The sequence below is a fragment of the Maribacter sp. Asnod2-G09 genome (assembly GCF_045063795.1).
In the GTDB taxonomy this organism is placed as follows: domain Bacteria; phylum Bacteroidota; class Bacteroidia; order Flavobacteriales; family Flavobacteriaceae; genus Maribacter.
This window is the reverse complement of sequence record NZ_JBEFOA010000003.1, coordinates 565,509-585,086: the sequence shown is the minus strand read 5'-3', so window position 1 is coordinate 585,086 and position 19,578 is coordinate 565,509. Positions and strand designations below refer to the sequence as shown.

19 protein-coding genes are annotated in these 19,578 nt (G+C 35.1%); 15 read left to right on the top strand and 4 right to left on the bottom strand.

The features are described 5' to 3' along the window. The first annotated feature begins 8 nt into the window (after positions 1-8). The 3 genes from ACJJVT_RS06620 to ACJJVT_RS06610 all read left to right on the top strand — a co-directional run bounded on the left by ACJJVT_RS06620 (position 9) and on the right by ACJJVT_RS06610 (position 3,822). A complete protein-coding gene (locus ACJJVT_RS06620; protein WP_405397389.1) occupies positions 9-797 on the top strand; it encodes an alpha/beta fold hydrolase in 789 nt (262 codons plus the stop codon). 140 nt (positions 798-937) lie between these two features. Then, positions 938-2,830, top strand: coding sequence for a phosphoglycerate dehydrogenase (gene serA / locus ACJJVT_RS06615; RefSeq protein ID WP_405397388.1), 1,893 nt, complete (start codon positions 938-940; stop codon positions 2,828-2,830). Between the two features lie 173 nt (positions 2,831-3,003). Further along, positions 3,004-3,822, top strand: a complete 819-nt coding sequence (locus ACJJVT_RS06610; protein WP_405397387.1) for a type IV pili methyl-accepting chemotaxis transducer N-terminal domain-containing protein — start codon at positions 3,004-3,006, stop codon at positions 3,820-3,822. A gap of 29 nt (positions 3,823-3,851) precedes the next feature. Here the strand turns inward: ACJJVT_RS06610 and rlmH are convergent, their stop codons facing one another. Beyond that, positions 3,852-4,325 carry a 23S rRNA (pseudouridine(1915)-N(3))-methyltransferase RlmH gene (gene rlmH, locus ACJJVT_RS06605; protein WP_405397386.1) on the bottom strand — a complete coding sequence of 158 codons (474 nt, stop codon included), beginning with the start codon at positions 4,323-4,325 and terminating at the stop codon, positions 3,852-3,854. Positions 4,326-4,390: 65 nt separating this feature from the next. Here rlmH and nadC point away from each other — a divergent pair, with 65 nt between their 5' ends. Genes nadC through priA form a run of 4 tightly spaced genes read left to right on the top strand, consistent with a single transcriptional unit; the run spans position 4,391 to position 9,112 of the window. After that, positions 4,391-5,248: a carboxylating nicotinate-nucleotide diphosphorylase gene (gene nadC / locus ACJJVT_RS06600; protein ID WP_405397385.1), complete on the top strand. Its 858-nt coding sequence runs from the start codon at positions 4,391-4,393 to the stop codon at positions 5,246-5,248. Then, on the top strand, positions 5,249-6,223 hold the full coding sequence (locus ACJJVT_RS06595; RefSeq protein WP_405397383.1) for a YihY/virulence factor BrkB family protein: 975 nt from the start codon (positions 5,249-5,251) through the stop codon (positions 6,221-6,223). Then, entirely contained in the window at positions 6,213-6,653 is a 441-nt protein-coding gene (locus tag ACJJVT_RS06590; protein ID WP_405397381.1) for a DUF2147 domain-containing protein, read from the top strand. The genes ACJJVT_RS06595 and ACJJVT_RS06590 overlap by 11 nt, the downstream gene beginning before the upstream one ends. 2 nt (positions 6,654-6,655) lie before the next feature. Next, entirely contained in the window at positions 6,656-9,112 is a 2,457-nt protein-coding gene (gene priA, locus ACJJVT_RS06585) for a primosomal protein N' (RefSeq protein ID WP_405397380.1), read from the top strand. A gap of 55 nt (positions 9,113-9,167) precedes the next feature. Here priA and ACJJVT_RS06580 read toward each other — a convergent pair whose 3' ends face one another. Continuing rightward, positions 9,168-9,860, bottom strand: coding sequence for a LytTR family DNA-binding domain-containing protein (locus ACJJVT_RS06580; RefSeq protein WP_027067302.1), 693 nt, complete (start codon positions 9,858-9,860; stop codon positions 9,168-9,170). A 230-nt stretch (positions 9,861-10,090) separates the two neighbouring features. Between ACJJVT_RS06580 and rpsF the strand changes: the two genes are divergently transcribed. The 8 genes from rpsF to ACJJVT_RS06540 all read left to right on the top strand — a co-directional run bounded on the left by rpsF (position 10,091) and on the right by ACJJVT_RS06540 (position 17,831). Continuing rightward, positions 10,091-10,432 carry a 30S ribosomal protein S6 gene (gene rpsF / locus ACJJVT_RS06575; protein ID WP_027067301.1) on the top strand — a complete coding sequence of 114 codons (342 nt, stop codon included), beginning with the start codon at positions 10,091-10,093 and terminating at the stop codon, positions 10,430-10,432. Positions 10,433-10,437: 5 nt separating this feature from the next. After that, positions 10,438-10,734, top strand: coding sequence for a 30S ribosomal protein S18 (gene rpsR, locus ACJJVT_RS06570; protein ID WP_027067300.1), 297 nt, complete (start codon positions 10,438-10,440; stop codon positions 10,732-10,734). 13 nt (positions 10,735-10,747) lie between these two features. Continuing rightward, positions 10,748-11,200 carry a 50S ribosomal protein L9 gene (rplI, locus tag ACJJVT_RS06565; protein WP_299799969.1) on the top strand — a complete coding sequence of 151 codons (453 nt, stop codon included), beginning with the start codon at positions 10,748-10,750 and terminating at the stop codon, positions 11,198-11,200. A 104-nt stretch (positions 11,201-11,304) separates the two neighbouring features. Then, positions 11,305-14,412 (top strand): carboxypeptidase regulatory-like domain-containing protein, encoded by a 3,108-nt coding sequence (locus ACJJVT_RS06560; protein ID WP_405397377.1) that lies wholly within the window; start codon positions 11,305-11,307, stop codon positions 14,410-14,412. A 61-nt stretch (positions 14,413-14,473) separates the two neighbouring features. Next, positions 14,474-14,950 carry a DUF6495 family protein gene (locus ACJJVT_RS06555; RefSeq protein ID WP_405397376.1) on the top strand — a complete coding sequence of 159 codons (477 nt, stop codon included), beginning with the start codon at positions 14,474-14,476 and terminating at the stop codon, positions 14,948-14,950. Between the two features lie 82 nt (positions 14,951-15,032). Continuing rightward, positions 15,033-16,412 (top strand): histidine--tRNA ligase, encoded by a 1,380-nt coding sequence (gene hisS, locus ACJJVT_RS06550; protein WP_405397375.1) that lies wholly within the window; start codon positions 15,033-15,035, stop codon positions 16,410-16,412. Positions 16,413-16,548: 136 nt separating this feature from the next. Continuing rightward, the gene (locus ACJJVT_RS06545; protein WP_405397373.1) at positions 16,549-17,319 is read left to right on the top strand and encodes an SDR family NAD(P)-dependent oxidoreductase; all 771 of its coding nucleotides are present in this window, start codon (positions 16,549-16,551) and stop codon (positions 17,317-17,319) included. A gap of 77 nt (positions 17,320-17,396) precedes the next feature. Then, positions 17,397-17,831 (top strand): RbsD/FucU domain-containing protein, encoded by a 435-nt coding sequence (locus tag ACJJVT_RS06540; protein ID WP_405397371.1) that lies wholly within the window; start codon positions 17,397-17,399, stop codon positions 17,829-17,831. Positions 17,832-17,863: 32 nt separating this feature from the next. Here the strand turns inward: ACJJVT_RS06540 and ACJJVT_RS06535 are convergent, their stop codons facing one another. Together ACJJVT_RS06535 and ACJJVT_RS06530 are read right to left on the bottom strand one after the other, a co-directional pair. Then, positions 17,864-18,418 carry an NUDIX domain-containing protein gene (locus tag ACJJVT_RS06535; protein ID WP_405397369.1) on the bottom strand — a complete coding sequence of 185 codons (555 nt, stop codon included), beginning with the start codon at positions 18,416-18,418 and terminating at the stop codon, positions 17,864-17,866. A 42-nt stretch (positions 18,419-18,460) separates the two neighbouring features. Beyond that, entirely contained in the window at positions 18,461-19,549 is a 1,089-nt protein-coding gene (locus ACJJVT_RS06530) for a M42 family metallopeptidase (protein ID WP_405397367.1), read from the bottom strand. Between the last annotated feature and the right edge of the window lie 29 nt (positions 19,550-19,578).

Sequence of the window (19,578 nt, the reverse complement as noted above, 5' to 3'; positions counted from 1 at the left end):
AAAGCATAATGTCGTCACGGTATTTTTTACTCTGTTTGTTGTTAATAACCTTATCTCAGGCAGTTAGTTCCCAGTCAGGCAAATTCGAATCATTTGATGGCACAGAAATCGCATATACCGATGAGGGTAGTGGAGAGGCGATATTGTTACTACACGGATTTATAAATTCTAGACAATCTTGGGATAAAACGGCTTTAAAGAAAGATTTGCTGAATGCAGGTTATCGCGTAATCATTCCCGATTTACGTGGTAATGGAGATTCAGATAAACCTCAAACTGAAGAAGCATATCAAGACAATGCCGAAGTAAAAGATGTGTTGTTATTGATGAATCATTTAAATATTGAGAAATACAAAGCTGTCGGTTATTCAAGAGGAAGCATTGTTTTGGCAAAATTACTGACGGAAGATGATAGCATAGAGAAAGCAGTTTTAGGTGGTATGGGTATAGATTTTACAAATGCCGATTGGGATAGAAGAATCATGTTCGCAAAAGCCTTTGATGACGAAGTAAATGAGATGACAAAAGGTGCGGTAGATTACGCAAAATCTATTCACGCAGATTTACGCTCATTACATTTGCAACAAAAATTTCAACCTGTAACCTCGGTAAGCGAATTAAATAAAATAGAGATAGACGTAAAAGTAATTTGTGGTGATGAAGATAATGACAACGGAAATGCACAAGAATTAAGTACTGCATTTAAAAACGGTAGCTTAAAAAGAGTACCTGGTGATCATAATGGAGCGTATAAAACTATAGGCTTTTCATTAGCTGTTCTTCAATTTTTAGATTAAATCATTGTCATTTTGTCAATTTGCATCATAACATAACCTTTTTGTTTTATTTACAGGATATCATTTATCAGGATAAATTAAATTTTTACTTTTGCTTCTTATTTTAATAACAAAAATTCTTATCCAACCAAAATAGAACAATGGTAGAAGTTAGTAGAAAATACGTTTTTGATTTCGATAGTACATTGACTAGGGTAGAAGCGCTAGATGTTCTTGCCGAAATGACTTTAGAAGGAAGATCTAACAAAGACGAGGTTATTAAAGAAATACAGGATATCACCAATTTAGGTATAGATGGTGATATTTCGTTTACCGAGTCTTTAGAGCGTCGAATTAAGTTGTTACATGCTAAAAAAGAAGATTTAGACGGATTGGTTGATAACCTTAGAAATAAAATATCTAAGTCTATAGCTGCGAATAAAGATTTTTTTGAAAAGTATGCAGATGATATTTATGTAATATCATGTGGTTTTAAAGAGTTTATTGATCCTATTGTAAAAGAATACAATATACCATCTGATCGAGTGTATGCAAATACGTTTAAATTCGACGAAGAAGGTAATATCATCGGTTTCGATGAAAAGAATGTGCTATCTCAGCATAATGGCAAAATAGATTGCTTAAAGCAAATGAATCTGGACGGGGAAGTTCAGGTGATTGGAGATGGTTACAGTGATTATGTAATGCGCGAAGCAGGTATAGCACATAAGTTTTTTGCATATACTGAAAACGTGCATAGAGAAAAAGCCGCTAACAATGCGGATTATGTTACACCAAGTTTAGATGAATTTTTATTTGTGAACAAGTTGCCAAGAAATATCTCGTACCCAAAGAATAGAATTAAGGTTCTATTATTAGAAAATGTGCACACAGCTGCATTCGATAATTTGTCAGAAGACGGTTTTTCCGTTGAGCTGATTAAACATAGCTTATCTGAAGAAGAGCTGCTAGAAAAAATCAAGGGCGTTCACGTGCTTGGTATCCGCTCTAAAACACAAGTTACCCAAACTGTTTTAGATGCTGCCGATAAATTATTGGTAGTAGGTGCTTTTTGTATCGGTACTACCCAAATAGATTTAGAGACTGCTAAGAAAAAAGGAGTGGTAGTTTTCAATGCCCCTTACAGTAATACAAGATCTGTAGTGGAATTGGCTATAGGTGAGATCATTATGTTAATGCGTAGTGTATTTGATCGTAGCAGAGAGATTCATGATGGGCAGTGGCAAAAAACAGCTGCTGGGTCAAGAGAAGTTCGTGGTAAAAACTTAGGTATAGTAGGTTATGGTAATATTGGTAAGCAATTATCAGTTTTGGCAGAAGCCATGGGTATGCGTGTTTATTATTATGATGTAGATGATAAATTAGCTTTAGGTAATGCAGTAAAATGCAATACGCTAGAAGATTTATTAAATGTGTCTGATGTGGTTACATTGCATATAGATGATAATAAAGCAAACAAAAACTTCATTGGTGCCCGTGAAATAAAGCAAATGAAGAAAGGTGCTATGTTAATAAACCTTTCTAGAGGCTTTGTAGTTGATATCGATGCCCTTGCTGAAGGATTAAAAGATGGTCATATTGGTGGTGCGGCAGTAGATGTTTATCCAGATGAGCCTGCTAGTAATGGAGATTTTCATACAAAATTACAAGGCTTTGCTAATGTAATTCTTACTCCGCATGTTGGTGGTAGTACAGAAGAGGCGCAGCGAGATATAGCAGATTTCGTTCCTAATAAAATAATGGATTATATCAATTCTGGTAACACGGTTGATGCCGTTAATTTCCCGAACATCCGTTTGCCGAAACAGAATAAATCTCACCGATTCTTGCACATACATAAGAACGTACCGGGTATTATGGCTAAAATCAATAAGGTGTTAGCAGAGTACGAGTTAAATATCAATAGCCAATATTTGTCTACTGATAATGAAGTGGGCTATGTAATTACAGATTTAGATAAAGAGTATAATAAAGATGTTATTAAGGCTTTGAGAAAAGTTGAAAATACTATCAAATTTAGAGTGCTATACTAGGTCTTGTAGAGACTTTTAAAATCAATAGAAGTAAATTTATTTTATAACTAAAGTGCAAGTTGAAAAACTTGCACTTTTTTTTTGACCAGTTTTGTGCTATTCATTACAACATTTTTAATTCTACAAGGTTATGGTAATGATACAATTACATTCTGTAGGAAATATCTTTAATTATGTGGAAAAAGATTTTATCGAAATTAAAATCTGGTAAAAGTTTCAATAACTATTACTTGCTGGTTTTTACTGTGATTGTATTAACGATAGTAATACAGTCAATAATACAGTATTCTCTAGCTAGACAAAGACAAGATGCGTTGAGAATAAATGTTGCGGGTAGGCAAAGAATGTTATCACAGTTAATTGTTAAGAGTGTATATGAATGTAGGTATAGTACTTGCGACTATGGACAATTACGTTTGGCGATGACAAAATTTTCAAATGCAAATACAGCATTGCAAGAAGGTAATGATGCAACCGGAATTCCTGTCTTAGATAATGATGAAATTCAAAAAAACTTTGATAAACTACAACCGCATCTAAATTTTATTTTAGAATCAACAAATGACTTTAATCAATTAGAATCTATTGATTTAGAGAAATTATCAGCTGCATCTGATCAGTTTTTAGTAATTATGGACACCATTGTTAATCAATTTCAAAAAGTGTCTGAAGAAGATATTAAAACGCTGATGATTATAGAATTAGAGCTTGCAGTATTTTCTTTGTTGATATTAATACTGGAGATATTCTTTTTTATCAATCCATCGATTAAAAAAATTACGATTCAAAATCAGAAATTAAAAGAAATAGCGTGGCATCAAACACATGCTTTTAATTCTCACATGAAAAATATTAAGAATTACAATCATGTGCTTAAGATTGAAAAAAATGTGGAACATAAAGAAGAGCTCATCTCTTTTCTAATGGAAGAACTTACTGATTTAGAAGGTGTTTCTGAGAATATGGTTAAATCACTAGAGAAACAAGCTTAGTTTGCTCTACTACTCCTTATTGCATTATTTTATTGATGATGATAAGGCTCATTTTTTAGAATAGTATACGCCCTATAAATTTGCTCGGTTATAAATAAGCGAACCATTTGGTGAGAAAAGGTCATTTTTGATAAACTTATTTTTCCAGAAGCCTTGGCGTAGATTTCATTACTAAATCCGTAAGGTCCACCAATTAAAAAAACTAGTTGTTTAATACCAGAATTCATCTTTTTTTGTAAAAAAGTAGAAAACTCAACAGAAGTATGCTGTTTTCCTTTTTCATCAAATAAAATTAAAACATCTGTAGATGCTAATCTTTTGAGAATAAGTTCGCCTTCTTTATCTTTCTGCTGGTCTTCAGATAAGTTTTTGGTCTTTTTTAAATCTGGTATGAGTTCAATTTCAAAATTGATGTAATGCTGTAATCGTTTTTGATATACCTCAATGAGTTCTTGTAGTTGAGAGCTGTCGGTTTTGCCAATAGCTAAAAGTTTTATAGTCATATGCCAAAAGTAAATCAATTTCGCAAATGGATTTGTAAATTAGCAATACAATAGATTTAATACATATGATTTCAGAAGAACAATTTAAAGAAGAGATTACATTAATCATAGCAAATGCCATTCGTGAAGATGTTGGTGATGGTGATCATAGTTCGTTGGCTTGCATTCCTGATACTGCTACTGGTAAAGCAAAATTATTAGTAAAAGATGAAGGAATCATTGCCGGAGTAGATTTTGCTGAGCTTGTATTTTATTTTGTTGATCCTAGTTTAAAGATAGAAGTTCTGATTAAAGACGGTACACCGGTAAGTCATGGCGATATCGTGTTTTATGTTGAAGGTAGTTCTCAAAGCATATTAAAAGCTGAGCGTTTGGTATTGAATGCAATGCAAAGAATGAGTGCCATAGCGACGAAAACCCATATGTTCGTTAATCTGTTGAAAGGTACTGGCACAAAAATTCTAGATACCAGAAAAACAACACCAGGTATTCGTGCGCTAGAGAAGTGGGCGGTAAAAATTGGTGGTGGAGAAAATCACAGATTCGCATTGTACGATATGATTATGCTAAAGGATAACCATATCGATTTCGCTGGCGGAATTACAAAAGCAATCAATAAGACTAAAAACTACTTGAAAGAAACGGGTCGTGATTTAAAGATTATAGTTGAGGCAAGAAACTTAGACGAAATCAAAGAAATTTTAGAGACAGAAGGAGTGTATCGAATATTGATAGATAATTTCAACTATGAAGATACGCGCACAGCTGTAAAATTAATTGGTAATACGTGTTTAACCGAATCATCGGGCGGTATAAATGAAAAAACGATTAGAGATTATGCAGAATGCGGTGTAGATTATATTTCTTCGGGTGCATTAACACATTCGGTTTATAATTTAGATTTGAGTTTAAAAGCAGTGTAGATGTCTTTAGAGGTCGAAGAAAAGCTAGAAAAAATTCCTATTGTAAATTGGTTGGTCAGGTTTTTAAAACAAATCAGGCTGCCCGGTTTTGAGGGACTTTCTGTTTACGACCTTATAGAAATGTATGTGCTTGGTATTTTAAGAGGTACTTTGTCTACGCGAGCCAGTGCTATAGCCTTTAGTCTATTTATGGCACTATTTCCATTAATCATTTTTATGGTGACTTTGGTGCCTTTTTTGGTGTCCTATATAAGTATTGAGCATGGCGATTTTGATGTACAGTTCCAGTTGTTTTTAGAGTCATTTTTACCAAGTGCCACCGGTGATTATTTTGGTGAAGTATTTACACAGATAAAAGATCAAAAACGAGGTGGCTTATTGTCATCGGCATTTTTACTTTCGATATTTCTTATTGCGAACGGTGTAAATTCCATATTCGGAGGTTTTGAAACATCGTATCATATCGACTTAACACGACATTTCTTTAGGCAATATTTATATGCTTTGATGGTCGGTTTAATTTTGGCAATATTAATTATAGTAGGGTTTGTAGCGTATATATACTTTGAATTTTATGTCTTAGGGTATTTGTCTGAGTTTGCAGCAAAGCAAGGCGGTTATATTTTAGGTGAAGATGAAGTAGTGGGTGTGCAAATTGCTAAAGTATTATTCTTTATAATTCTATCTTATTTTACTACTGCAATACTTTATTATTTTGGAACGAGAGAAGGTAAGCAAGCAAAGTTTTTTTCTTTTGGAGCCCTAATGACTACTACCTTGTTTTTATTAACATCATATCTCTTCGGTATATATGTTGAAAAGTTCGCTAGGTACAATGAATTATATGGGGCGTTAGGAGGATTATTAATTTTAATGGTCTACATATGGTTAAATTCTAATATATTGCTACTTGGGTTCGAGCTGAACGCATCGTTGAATACATTACGTAAAATCACAAAAAAGAATGATAAATAAGAGCATACAGTTAACTATTCTATTCACGGTATTTATTACAATGAGCATTTCTGCTCAGTCCGTTTTTGGTAAGTGGAAAACAATTGATGACCGCACAGGTTTGCCAAAAGGTGTAATTGAAATTTATAAGAAAGAAGGAAAAATGTATGGCAAGGTCATTAAGATTTTGGAAGAAGGGCAAGAAGGAAGGATTTGTGATAAATGTGATGGAGAATTAAAAGATAAGCCCGTAACCGGTATGGAAATTATTACCGACGGTGAGTTACATGATGATGGTGAATGGAAGGGTAAACGATTATTTGATCCAGAACAAGCGATGACTTTTCGTTTTAAGATATGGTTGAATCCAGAAAATGCAGATGAGTTAAAAGTGCGCGGGTATTTGGCATTTATCTACAGAACCCAAACCTGGATACGTGTGGAGGGATAACTATGGCAAACTTTATTAATGTAATATTACCAATTCCGCTTGAGAAAAGTTTTACGTACAGTGTAACTGAAGAAGAGGCGGCATTGCTGAAACCAGGTATGCGTGTTGCGGTACCATTTGGTAAATCTAAAATATATACAGGGTTAGTTCAAAGCATTCATAATAATCCGCCAGAAGTCTATGAGGCAAAAGAAATTCATGAGTTATTAGATGAATACCCTATTGTAAATGAGCCCCAGCTTAAACATTGGGAATGGATAGCTTCTTATTACATGTGTACCTTGGGTGAAGTGGTACGCAGTGCGCTACCTAGTGCCTTTTTATTAGAAAGTGAAACCTTAGTTCTTAGAAATACGGAATACGAAATAGATGAAAATAAACTTTTAGACGATGAGTTTTTGGTGTTTGAAGCGTTACAACATCAAGCTATACTAAAGGTTCAAGAAGTTTCTGCTATAATAGACCGTAAAAATGTATTACCTATTCTTCAACGATTATTAGAGAAAAAAGTAATTGTTTTAAAAGAAGAAGTATATGATCAATACAAACCAAAGTTGGTTCGGTATGTTAAATTGGGAGCAGAACATACATCCGATGAAAAATTAGAAGAATTATTAAATTCACTTACCAGAGCGCCCAAGCAAAGTCAAGTAGTACTGTCCTTATTTCAATTACAGGGAAAAAGTCAAAATCCGATAAAGGTTTCTGAACTTGAAAAATCTAGCAACACCTCTAAAGCGGTAATAAAATCACTAGTCGATAAGGGAATTTTAGAGGAGTATTTTATTAAGACCGATAGGGTCAATTATGATGGTGATCCAGATAATTCTGACACTAAAGATTTAAATGAATATCAAGAAACAGCCTTACTAGATATAAAAGCTTCTTTTGCAGCCAATAAAGTTACCTTATTAAAAGGGGTGACATCTTCGGGTAAAACTGAAGTGTATGTAAAACTAATAGAAGAATGTCTTGAAAAGGGGTTGCAGGCATTGTATTTATTGCCAGAAATAGCCTTAACCACACAACTTATAGGTAGGCTGCAAGAGTATTTTGGTGAAAAAATTGCTATTTACCATTCTAAATATAATGTTCAAGAACGTGTAGAAGTTTGGCAAAACGTGTTACAGGCAAAACCTAAAGCACAATTGGTAATAGGTGCGCGTTCGGCAATGTATCTGCCTTTTAGTAAGTTAGGGTTGGTCATTGTAGATGAGGAACACGAGAGTTCTTTTAAACAATTTGATCCGGCACCAAGATATCACGCTAGAGATGCTGCAATAGTATTAGGTCATTTACATAAGGCAACTATTCTATTAGGTTCGGCAACACCAAGTGTAGAAAGTTATTACAATGTGCAAACGGGTAAATATGGTTATGCAGAAATAACAAGACGTTATGGTAATGTGCTAATGCCAGAAATGGAGTTGGTAGATATTAAAGAAGCTTCTAGAAAAAGAAAGATGAAGGGTCATTTTTCTGAGCGTCTTTTTATGGAAATGGAAGAAACCTTAAAAGAAGGTGCGCAAATCATACTTTTTCAGAATAGACGTGGTTTTGCACCATTAATGGAATGTTTAACATGTGGTCATACGCCACAATGCCCAAATTGTGATGTAAGTTTAACGTATCATCAATATAGAAATCAATTACGTTGCCATTACTGTGGTCATCATACGGCATTGCCAGAAATTTGTTTTGCATGCGGCAGTCCAGATTTAGATACCAAAGGTTTTGGTACCGAGCAAATAGAAAAAGAGGTTTCAGCATTATTTCCAGAAGCTAAGGTTGGTCGAATGGATTTAGATACTACTCGGGGCAAACACGGTTATGAGAAGATAATTACTGCTTTCGAGCAACACGAGTTAGATATTTTGGTAGGTACACAAATGATTACTAAAGGTCTCGATTTTCGAAATGTGAATTTGGTGGGAGTTATGAATGCAGATTCATTACTAAACTTTCCTGATTATCGCGCTCATGAAAGAACCTATCAATTATTAACGCAAGTATCGGGTAGGGCTGGGCGAACCAAAAAAAGAGGTCGTGTTATTATTCAAACTTATAATCCGTATCATCAGATATTAAAACAAGTAACTACTAGTGATTATGAGGGTATGTATACCGAGCAGCTGTATGAAAGAGAGCAATTTAAATATCCGCCGGTAAATAGAATTATTAAGGTAACGTTTAAACATAAAAATTACAATGTGCTGAATGAAGCTGCAGATTGGTTTGCAGGGGCATTACGTACTAATTTTGGTGGTACTGTTTTAGGGCCTGAATATCCGCCAGTGGCGAGAATTAGAAATCAGTATTTAAAACATATCGTAATTAAAGTTCAGAAAGCACATTCATTGGCGCAGACAAAAGCAAATATTAGGCGAATAGAAAAATCGTTTAAAGCGGTGGCAATGTACAGAAGTGTTAGAGTCATTTATAATGTAGACCATATATAAACTAAAAAAGACCGCTAAGTAGCGGTCTTTTTTGAAAGTAAAATTATACCATATATTATACGTTACTTAGCGCTTCGGCTAGTTCTGTCTTTTTATTTCTACTTAGAGGTATTGATCTACCGCTAACTTCAACGTTTTTACTGTTGAATTTTTCAACCTTTTCAAGGTTGATGATGTATGATTTGTGAATTCTTAAAAACTTATCTTCTGGCAATTGCTTTTCAAAAGACTTCATTGTTGATAAGATTACGATATTAGCTTCATCAGTTACTAGTTTTATGTAGTCACCAAGTGCTTCAATCCACTTAATATCATTTAAAATAACCTTTCTTTTCTTCAGGTTACTTTTCACGAAAATGTGCTCTTCGTCTTCATTGACTCTGTGCAATTGTTCGTAGTTCGCAACAGCTCTTTTAACAGATGCGTCAAAACGTGCCATGGTAATCGGTTTATGTAAATAATCCGTTACGTCATAGTCAAATGCTTTAAGCGCATAATCTGGTTTACCGGTAATCAAAATTACCTGAGGACTGTTTTCTAGGGACTCGAGTAGGTCAAATCCTGTGATAATTGGCATCTCAACATCAAGAAATATAAGATCTATCTCATGGTTCTTGATTCCGTTTTTAGCCTCGATAGCATTACTGTATTCAGCTACCATAGTCAAATTCGGATGATTGTTTACCAACTTGGCAACGGCCATCCTTTGCATAGATGAGTCGTCAACGATGATACTTCTTAACTTCATAAGGGTTGATTTGTGGGGTTAAATCATCGACAAAGAACCGAAAAAACATGCTGAACTGCAACAAAAGATGTGAACAATGCACTGTTGATCGTGTAATTGGTAATGATGATATGTTTAAGATTTGGATTAATTTTTAATGTTGTTACCATTCAATAACGAAGAATATTCGTATTTCTTATAATTATTTTAAAAAAATATCTATTTTTGCACTCTTTAAAAACAAATATAATATGAACCATTACGAAACTGTTTTCATTTTGAATCCCGTTCTATCTGATGTTCAGATAGAGGAAACAGTTAAGAAATTCGAAGATTTCTTAATTAACAATGGCGCCAAAATGGTAGCTAAAGAGAATTGGGGGCTAAAAAAATTAGCTTATCCTATTCAAAACAAAAAGAGTGGCTTTTACCACTTGTTTGAATTTACTAACACTGGTGAGGTAGTTACACCTTACGAACAGGAGTTTAGAAGAGATGAACGTGTTATGCGTTTCTTGACCGTTAAGTTGGACAAGCACGCTGTTGCATGGGCAGAAAAAAGAAGAACAAGAAACAAAACCGCTAAAGCTTAAGTATTATGGCAACATTACAACAACAGGCAAAAGGAAAGAAAGATGGAGAGATTAGGTATCTTACTCCATTAAACATTGAAACCAACACTAAGAAGAAGTATTGTCGTTTTAAAAAATCTGGTATTAAGTACGTAGATTATAAGGATGCTGATTTTTTATTGAAGTTGGTAAACGAGCAAGGTAAATTGTTACCTAGAAGACTTACTGGAACTTCATTGAAGTATCAAAGAAAAGTTGCACAAGCAGTAAAAAGAGCTCGTCATTTGGCGTTAATGCCATATGTTGCTGATTTATTAAAATAATAAGAAAAGAATCATGGAGCTTATATTAAAAGAAGACGTACAAAATTTAGGTTTTAAAGACGACGTAGTAAATGTTAAGAACGGTTACGGAAGAAATTTCCTTATACCTCAAGGCTTAGCTGCTATGGCTACTGTTTCTGCTAAAAAAGTTTTAGCTGAGAACTTAAAGCAAAGAGCACATAAAGATAAAAAAGTTGTTGACGCTGCTAAGAAAGTAGAGGAAGCATTAAAAGCTTTAGAATTAAAAATTACTGCTAAAACAGGTACTGCCGATAAATTATTCGGTTCTGTTACTAATGGTGATTTAGCTGCTGCAATTGAAAAAGAAGGTCATGCAATTGACAAAAAATTCATTAGCATTCAAGGTGGTGCAGTTAAAAGAACTGGACCTTACAACGCACAAATTAGATTACACCGTGAGGTGATCGTTGATTTTGGTTTCGAAGTAATTGCGGAACAAAAATAATTAACTATCTAAGTTGATAAATTTAAAAGAGCTATGCCTGCATAGCTCTTTTTTTATTGGTATTTTTGTTAAAGAACTCATAAATAACTCAAAACCAATAAAAAATGAAAAACAACTTGTTTTTTCAAGTACTGTTGCTGCTTTTTGTAAGTGCAACTTACGGTCAGGTTACCACCTCTAATATTCGAGGTTTAGTAATGGATGACCAAAATCTTCCACTATTTGGCGCAAATATTGTCGCTGTCCACACCCCAACGGGTACTAAGTATGGATCAATTACCAATGAAGATGGTAGATTCAACCTTTTAAACCTTCGTGTTGGTGGTCCTTACAAAGTTGAAATCTCGTATGTAGGTTTTAAACCTTACGAGCTTACCGATGTTAATTTGTCATTAGGGCAAACCTTCAATGTTGATATTAAATTAGCAAGTGAAAGTCAAGCATTAGACGAAGTTACTGTAGTATCAGATCGTTCGGGCACTTTTAGTAGCGACCGTACTGGTGCAGAAACAAGTGTAGGGAGACGAGAATTAACGCGTCTGCCAACTATTTCACGTTCTGCTGCAGATTTTACACGTTTAGAGCCTACGGCTAGTGGTAATTCTTTCGGAGGTAGAAATGACCAATTCAATAACTTTTCTTTGGATGGAGCGATTTTCAACAACCCTTTCGGGTTAGATGCAGCTACACCAGGGGGTCAAACAAATTCACAACCAATATCTTTAGATGCGATTGAGCAAATTCAAGTATCTACAGCACCATATGATGTTACCCAATCAGGATTTACAGGAGCTTCGGTAAATGCAGTTACCAAAAGTGGTTCTAATGAATTTCACGGTACGGTGTACGGTTTTTTCAGAAATGAAGATATGACCGGTGGTAAAATCAAAGGTGATGATATCGTAAAACCTAAATTAGATCAAAGTCAATACGGAGTTAGTATTGGTGGTCCAATTGTAAAGAACAAATTATTCTTCTTTGCCAACTTTGAAAGAGATGAGCGTACAGATTTAGGTACTAATGGATGGGTGCCTAACACTGGTTCGGGTGCAATTAATGAATCTAGAGTTTTAGAAAGTGATTTGATTGCGGTTAGAGATCAGCTATTAGCGGTTGGTTATGATCCAGGTGCATATACTGGCTATACGCATGATGCAGAATCTACTAAAGGACTTTTTAAATTAGATTGGAATATTAATGATAACAACAGATTAGCTGTTATCTATAACTTTTTAAATGCTTCAAAGCAGAAGCCTGCACACCCTACGGCAATTCAGTTTAGAGGGCCTAATGCAAACACATTGCAATTCCAAAATTCTGGTTATGAGCAAAACAATGAGCTTAAATCTGTACAGGTTGAGTTGAACTCAACATTGTCTGAAACGGCTTCAAATAAACTTCAAGTAGGCTATACTCATTTTAATGACTATAGAAATCCATTTTCTACGCCTGCTCCTTCAATTAATATCGCCAAAGACGGGTCTAATTATATAATTGCAGGTCATGAACCCTTTTCTGCCAATAACAAGCTTGATCAGAAAGTTCTTCAAATTACGAACAACTTAAATTTTTATAAAGGCGATCATACGTATACAGTAGGTTTTTCTCTTGAAAAATTTATGTTCGATAATTCATTTAACCTTACAGCTTACGGATTTTCAAAATTTGGAAGCGTAGATTTAGCTGATTTCGATGCGACAACTTATGATTTTGCAGGACCACAAGCTACGTTCAACGCGAACAATGCTGTGCCAGATGGCGAAGGTTGGGCATTGGCAGAAACGAATGTTGGTCAATTGGCATTTTATGTTCAAGATGAGTGGAATGTAAACGAGAAGCTTAAATTAACTTATGGTGTTCGTTTTGATAAGCCATTATTCTTTGACTCTGCGCAAAAGGCACAAGATGTTATTGATAGAGGTTTTGTAATTGCAGATCAGCCATATCAAAACCCAAATACGGGAGAAACTGTTTTTATAGATAACACACAAACACCTTCTAACGATTGGTTAATTTCTCCAAGAGTAGGTTTTAACTACGACGTTAATGGAGATAAATCATTGCAGTTACGTGGTGGTTCTGGTCTGTTTACAGGTCGTTTTCCATTTGTATGGTTAGGGAACCAAATTGCTAATCCAGATGTATTTTTCTTGCAGGCAGTTGATCCAGATTACAAATTTCCACAAGTATGGAGAACTAATTTAGGTGCAGATAAACGCTTAGATAATGGAATGGTGCTTACGGCAGATCTATCGTACACTAAAGATATCAATGGGCCTCACGTACAAAACTGGGCATTAACATCGCCATCAGGTAATTTATCTGGCGTTGATACAAGAGCAACTTATACGGCTGGAGATTTATTGAACAGCTTTGGTTTTGGTGCAGGACCATATGTTTTTACGAATTCAAATAAAGGAAGAATTTGGAATGCTTCTTTCAAGGCACAGAAAAACTTCAGTAATGGTTTATATACAATGCTGGCATATAGTTATTTAGATGCCAAAGATGTGAATTCAATTGAAGCGGAAATTACTTCAGATGCTTTTGCAGGTAACCCAATTATAAATGATGCAAATGCAGATATACTAGCGCCATCGAAATATGGAGATAAGCATAGATTCATTGGTGTGGCTAGTAAAAACTGGGAGTATGGTAATGGTAAATGGGCAACGACCCTATCTACGTTCTTTGAATATGCACAAGGTGGTAGATTCAACTATACTTATGGTGGTGATATTAATGGTGACGGTTCTGGTATCAATGACTTAATTTATGTACCTACATCTGCAGAAATAGGACAGATGCAATTTTCAGGTGCTGGTCAAGGAGCAGCTTTTGATTCTTATATTGCTCAAGATGATTACTTAAGTGATCGTAGAGGTCAATATGCAGAGCGTTACGGAGCTTTAGCGCCATGGAGAGGGCGTTGGGATGTTAAGTTCTTACAAGATTATAAAATCACGGTATCTGAAGGAAAAACCAATACAATTCAATTTAGTGTTGATGTGTTGAACATTGGTAATATGATCAGTTCTGATTGGGGCTTGGTACAACAGCCTAACGCGGTGCAACCTATTGGTGTATCTGTAGATCCAGATACAAACGTACCTACGTATACGTTCAGTTCTGATTTGACAGAAACTTTCGGGTACGATGCTAGTTTGTTATCTAGATGGCAAGCACAAGTAGGATTGAGATATATCTTCTAAGTTTTTAAAATTAAGTTGTAAAAGCCCTAACAAATATGTTAGGGCTTTTTATTTTTGCAAAATGAAATATACGAGACTAACAAAAGAGCAGTTGGAAGAATTGCATCCAGAATTTATTAATTTTCTGGCAACACAATCTATTACGGGCGATGAGTGGGATGAAATTAAGAGAGATAAACCAAAAGTAGCAGAAGAAGAACTAGACGTTTTTAGCGATTTGGTTTGGGAAGGAGTGTTGAGCAAGGTTTCTTATTTAGAGAATATTTCAGATAAGCAAATGCACCTATTTCATTTAACCGATAAAGAGATGAAACTGATATCGGTGAAAGTGATGAATCCAGAAATTGATTTAACTACTCCTGTTGGTTTTGACTGGTTTAAAAGAAACTGGCAATCAGACTTCGTAGAATATTTGACCGCAGCAAAAGCGTATACCGATGATAAGAATGTAGATAAGTTTTTGTTGCTACAACAAGGTGCGGTAATTACCAAGGGCGATTTGTACAAGTGGTTCGAAAAAGTAATCGGTACTGCGTAAAACAATTAAAATCTAATATTCATACTATTGAAATATTGTCTTACTTATTTGAAGGCTATATTTGTAATTCAATAAAAAATTAATGGCACAGAAACCATCTATACCAAAAGGAACTCGCGATTTTAATCCATCAGAAATTGCAAAGCGTAATTACATTTTTGATATCATAAAAAAGAACTTTCAAACGTATGGTTTTCAGCCCATAGAAACTCCTTCTTTTGAGAATTCAGATACCTTGTTGGGTAAATATGGAGAAGAAGGTGATCGATTAATTTTTAAGATATTGAATTCCGGAGATTTTCTTAGCAAGGTAGATGATGCCACTTATGCTGATAAAAATTCGAACAGTATTGCACCGAAGATTACAGAAAAGGCATTGCGATACGACTTAACAGTGCCGTTTGCACGTTATGTAGTAATGCATCAAAACGAGTTGGATTTTCCTTTCAAGCGCTATCAAATTCAGCCGGTATGGAGAGCAGATAGACCACAAAAGGGTAGGTTTAGAGAGTTTTTTCAATGTGATGCCGATGTCGTTGGTTCAGATTCCTTATTACAAGAAGTAGAATTAATTCAATTGTATGATGCCGTATTTTCCGAATTAAAATTGGAAGGTGCAACCATTAAAATGAACAATAGAAAAATTTTAGCTGGTATAGCGGAAGTTATCGGAGCTAAGGATTTATTGATAGATTTTACCGTAGCACTTGATAAACTAGATAAAATAGGGGAGGACGGCGTTAAAAAAGAAATGCTTGCTAAAGGAATTTCTGAAGAAGCTATTGAAAAAGCATCTCCATTATTTTTACCTCAAGGTAGTAATGAAGAGCAACTAGAACGTTTAGATGCACTTCTAAAAGATTCTGAAGAAGGTAAAAAAGGACTGGAAGAACTTCGTTTTATCTTAGAAACGATAGCTGTTTTAGGTTTGCAATCTGCTAATTTATCGATTGATGTAACTCTTGCACGCGGACTAAATTATTATACAGGAGCCATTTTTGAAGTTGCAGCACCAGAAGGTGTGAAAATGGGATCTATAGGTGGTGGTGGTCGTTATGACGACCTTACCGGTATTTTCGGACTAAAGAATGTAAGTGGAGTAGGTATTTCATTTGGTCTTGATCGTATTTATTTGGTTTTAGAAGATTTAGGTCTCTTCCCAGAGGCAATTGATCAATCACTTCAAGTTTTATGTGTCAATTTCGGGGATAAAGAAGCTATGGCCGCTTTAAAGCTTGTAAGTCAGTTGCGTAAGGCGGGTGTTAAAGCAGATATTTACCCATCAAGTGCTAAGATGCAAAAGCAGATGAAATACGCCAATAATCGTAATGTGCCTTATGTTATTTTAATAGGAGAGCAGGAGTTGGACAATAATTCTTTCATCGTTAAAAACATGAACGAAGGCTCACAACAAGAGTATAGTTTAGACAATGTTTCTCAATTTGTAACCTTTTTAAGTTAAGTACTTTAAAATCAGATAATATTTTACTGAGTCATTTTTGATTATATTTGGTTAACCAATCTGGTTGTGCAGTTTTCGGCTGTATGATAGGGATAGCGCAAAATCAAAACGAAATCAAGATTTATAATTGAAAATTATGACGAATAGTAATAAATTATCTGGAAAAAATATACTCATAACAGCCGGTGCTCAAGGAATTGGAGAAGCAATTACCAAGCATTTTATCGACAGTGGCGCCAATGTTGCTATTCATTATTTTTCAAGTGCAGATACTGCAAATGAATTAGTAAAATACGCAACAGATAAGGGTTTAAAGGCAATTGCAATAAGTGGAGACCTAACAAAAGAAGAAGACGCCAATGCATTAGTAAAGAAAACAGTTGAGGCTCTAGGTGGTCTTAACATCTTAATCAATAATGCAGGTTCATTGGTTGCGCGTAAAATGCTTAACGAAATGGAAACTGAATTTTGGCACAAAGTTATGGATATCAATTTAACCTCTATGATGTTTGTAACAAGAGCAGCAGCACCATATTTGGCAAAAAATGAAAATAGTAGCATTGTCAACTTGGCATCTTTAGCTGGGCGTAAAGGAGGTCACCCTGGATCATTGGTGTACTCTACCAGTAAAGGAGCTATTTTAACCTATACAAGGGCACTTGCATCAGAATTGGGACCTCAGGGAACAAGAGTTAATGCAGTTGCACCAGGACTTATATTAGGTACCTCATTTCACAATACACATACCACCAAAGAATCTGCAGCAGAAACTACAAAAGGTATTCCTATTCAAAGAGCTGGTAATGCAGATGATGTTGCCAGAGCTGTGTTGTATTTAGCCTCTGAATATGATGGCTTTATTACTGGAGCTACGCTTGATATAAATGGCGGAGTTTACAACATGTAATATTCGATAAAATCATTGTAAAACTAGTCGCTTTAGGGTGACTAGTTTTTAATTCTCATACTTCTTAAAATATAATTATGCTTAAGACTCCGGTTATACACCCTACAATTATGGAAGCGCTTGGGCGCTCAGGTCATTTTGCGCAAGTGGTTATTGCAGATGGTAATTTACCAGTAGGTGCAATGAAAGGACCTAATTCTACAACGGTACATTTAAATTTTCGTCCGGGATTGTTAGATGCACTTACTGTGTTAGAAGGTATATTAGAAGTTTGTCCTGTACAAGGTGCTATAGTAATGGAAAAGCCTGCAGAAGCTAATGCAGAAATTCATGATGCCTATAAAAATTTGCTTGGAGATGTAACTTGGGATGAAATGGAACGTTGGGCTTTTTATGATAAAATAAGAGACCAAAATACGACCTTAATTATACAGACTGGCGAGCAGCGTCGTTTCGCTAATTTAATCTTAACCGTAGGTGTAGTTAAGATGGCTGAAGAATCCGGATTTTAATTAATTCTTTTTCCTTTCTGAAATATTACTTTCTAAATGCTATTTAATCTATTTGATATTTCTTCAAGTATAGTTTCATAATAAGAAGTGTCATGAGGTACATATTTGTAGTTTGAAGTGTCCCTTAGTGCCTTGCTAAAATGTTTTATAGATTCTAGTTTTAAGGCTTCAACTTCACTATCCTGTTTTTGCAATGCGCTAAATGGTGATTTTAGTTCGGTTATAAACGTGTGATGAAATTCATAATCTTTCAAAGTTCCAGAATGATTTTTGACGGATTTGAATATTCCTATTTTCTCTAAGTCAGAAGGAGCTATACACAATCCTATTTCTTCTTGTATTTCACGCACTGCGGATGTTAGTATTGATTCGCCTGCACCAATATGTCCAGCAACAGATACATCCCATAATAGCGGATAAACATCTTTATCTTTCCCGCGTTGCTGCAGTAAAATTTTTCCATCCGAAGTATAGAACCAAATATGAACGGTTTGATGAAACCATCCATTTTTATGCGCTTCAGACTTCATGGCGGTGGTATTCGTCATGTTACCGTCAGCATCTAAAATGTCTATTATTTCATCCATAGCACAAAAAAATCCCTCCGATGAAAGAGGGATTTTATAAATTTAATCGAAGTAGCTAAAAGTTTCTCCGTCTTTAATTGTTAAGAGTGTTTCGTAAATTAAACGAATTACATTTTCTACATCATCTTTATGAACCGTTTCTACTGTTGTATGCATGTAACGTAATGGTAAAGAAATTAGCGCTGAAGCAACGCCGCCATTACTGTAGGCAAAAGCATCGGTATCTGTACCTGTGGATCTAGATGCAGCCATTCTTTGAAATGGTATCTTATTATCTTCTGCGGTTTTAATGATACGTTCACGTAATTTATTCTGTACCGCTGGGGCATAAGAAATTACAGGTCCAGCACCAATTTCTGTATGACCTTGTATAGCCTTATTAATCATTGGTGTAGTAGTGTCGTGACAAACATCTGTTACTATGGCTACATTTGGCTTTATGGTCTGGGTAATCATCTCTGCACCACGTAGACCGATCTCTTCTTGAACGGAGTTGGTAATGTAAAGTCCGAAAGGCAATTTCACCTTGTTCTCGTGCAATAAACGCGCAACTTCGGCAATCATAAATCCGCCAGCACGATTATCTATCGCTCTACAAACATATTTGTTCTTGTTAAGAATTTGAAACTCATCTGGGTAAGTGATTACACATCCTACATGAACCCCTAATTTTTCTACTTCTTCCTTATTTGTGGCGCCAACATCAACAGTAATATTCTCAATTTTTGGAGTTTCCTCTTTAGGTCCCTTTCTAGTATGTATTGCCGGCCAGCCAAAAATACCTTTTACAATACCTTTACTTGTATGGATATTTACCCATTTAGATGGAGCTATTTGATGGTCACTACCACCATTTCTAATAACATGAATTAAACCGTTGTCGGTAATGTAGTTTACGTACCATGAAATTTCATCAGAATGCCCTTCAATAACTACTTTGTATTTAGCATCAGGATTGATAACGCCTACTGCAGTACCATAGGTATCGGTAATGAATGTATCTACGTAAGGTTTTAGGTAATCCATCCATATTTTTTGCCCTTCCCACTCATATCCTGTTGGGGCAGCATTATTCAAGTATTTTTCAAAAAAGTCTTGAGACTTTTTGGTAATTATTTTTTTATCAGCCATCAATGTAAGTTTAAGATACAAACTTAACA

Coding starts and splice junctions, on each gene's coding strand:
- ACJJVT_RS06620 (WP_405397389.1), top strand. CDS start 9: ATGTCGTCACGGTATTTTTTACTCTGTTTGTTGTTAATAACCTTATCT.
- serA (WP_405397388.1), top strand. CDS start 938: ATGGTAGAAGTTAGTAGAAAATACGTTTTTGATTTCGATAGTACATTG.
- ACJJVT_RS06610 (WP_405397387.1), top strand. CDS start 3,004: ATGTGGAAAAAGATTTTATCGAAATTAAAATCTGGTAAAAGTTTCAAT.
- rlmH (WP_405397386.1), bottom strand. CDS start 4,325: ATGACTATAAAACTTTTAGCTATTGGCAAAACCGACAGCTCTCAACTA.
- nadC (WP_405397385.1), top strand. CDS start 4,391: ATGATTTCAGAAGAACAATTTAAAGAAGAGATTACATTAATCATAGCA.
- ACJJVT_RS06595 (WP_405397383.1), top strand. CDS start 5,249: ATGTCTTTAGAGGTCGAAGAAAAGCTAGAAAAAATTCCTATTGTAAAT.
- ACJJVT_RS06590 (WP_405397381.1), top strand. CDS start 6,213: ATGATAAATAAGAGCATACAGTTAACTATTCTATTCACGGTATTTATT.
- priA (WP_405397380.1), top strand. CDS start 6,656: ATGGCAAACTTTATTAATGTAATATTACCAATTCCGCTTGAGAAAAGT.
- ACJJVT_RS06580 (WP_027067302.1), bottom strand. CDS start 9,860: ATGAAGTTAAGAAGTATCATCGTTGACGACTCATCTATGCAAAGGATG.
- rpsF (WP_027067301.1), top strand. CDS start 10,091: ATGAACCATTACGAAACTGTTTTCATTTTGAATCCCGTTCTATCTGAT.
- rpsR (WP_027067300.1), top strand. CDS start 10,438: ATGGCAACATTACAACAACAGGCAAAAGGAAAGAAAGATGGAGAGATT.
- rplI (WP_299799969.1), top strand. CDS start 10,748: ATGGAGCTTATATTAAAAGAAGACGTACAAAATTTAGGTTTTAAAGAC.
- ACJJVT_RS06560 (WP_405397377.1), top strand. CDS start 11,305: ATGAAAAACAACTTGTTTTTTCAAGTACTGTTGCTGCTTTTTGTAAGT.
- ACJJVT_RS06555 (WP_405397376.1), top strand. CDS start 14,474: ATGAAATATACGAGACTAACAAAAGAGCAGTTGGAAGAATTGCATCCA.
- hisS (WP_405397375.1), top strand. CDS start 15,033: ATGGCACAGAAACCATCTATACCAAAAGGAACTCGCGATTTTAATCCA.
- ACJJVT_RS06545 (WP_405397373.1), top strand. CDS start 16,549: ATGACGAATAGTAATAAATTATCTGGAAAAAATATACTCATAACAGCC.
- ACJJVT_RS06540 (WP_405397371.1), top strand. CDS start 17,397: ATGCTTAAGACTCCGGTTATACACCCTACAATTATGGAAGCGCTTGGG.
- ACJJVT_RS06535 (WP_405397369.1), bottom strand. CDS start 18,418: ATGGATGAAATAATAGACATTTTAGATGCTGACGGTAACATGACGAAT.
- ACJJVT_RS06530 (WP_405397367.1), bottom strand. CDS start 19,549: ATGGCTGATAAAAAAATAATTACCAAAAAGTCTCAAGACTTTTTTGAA.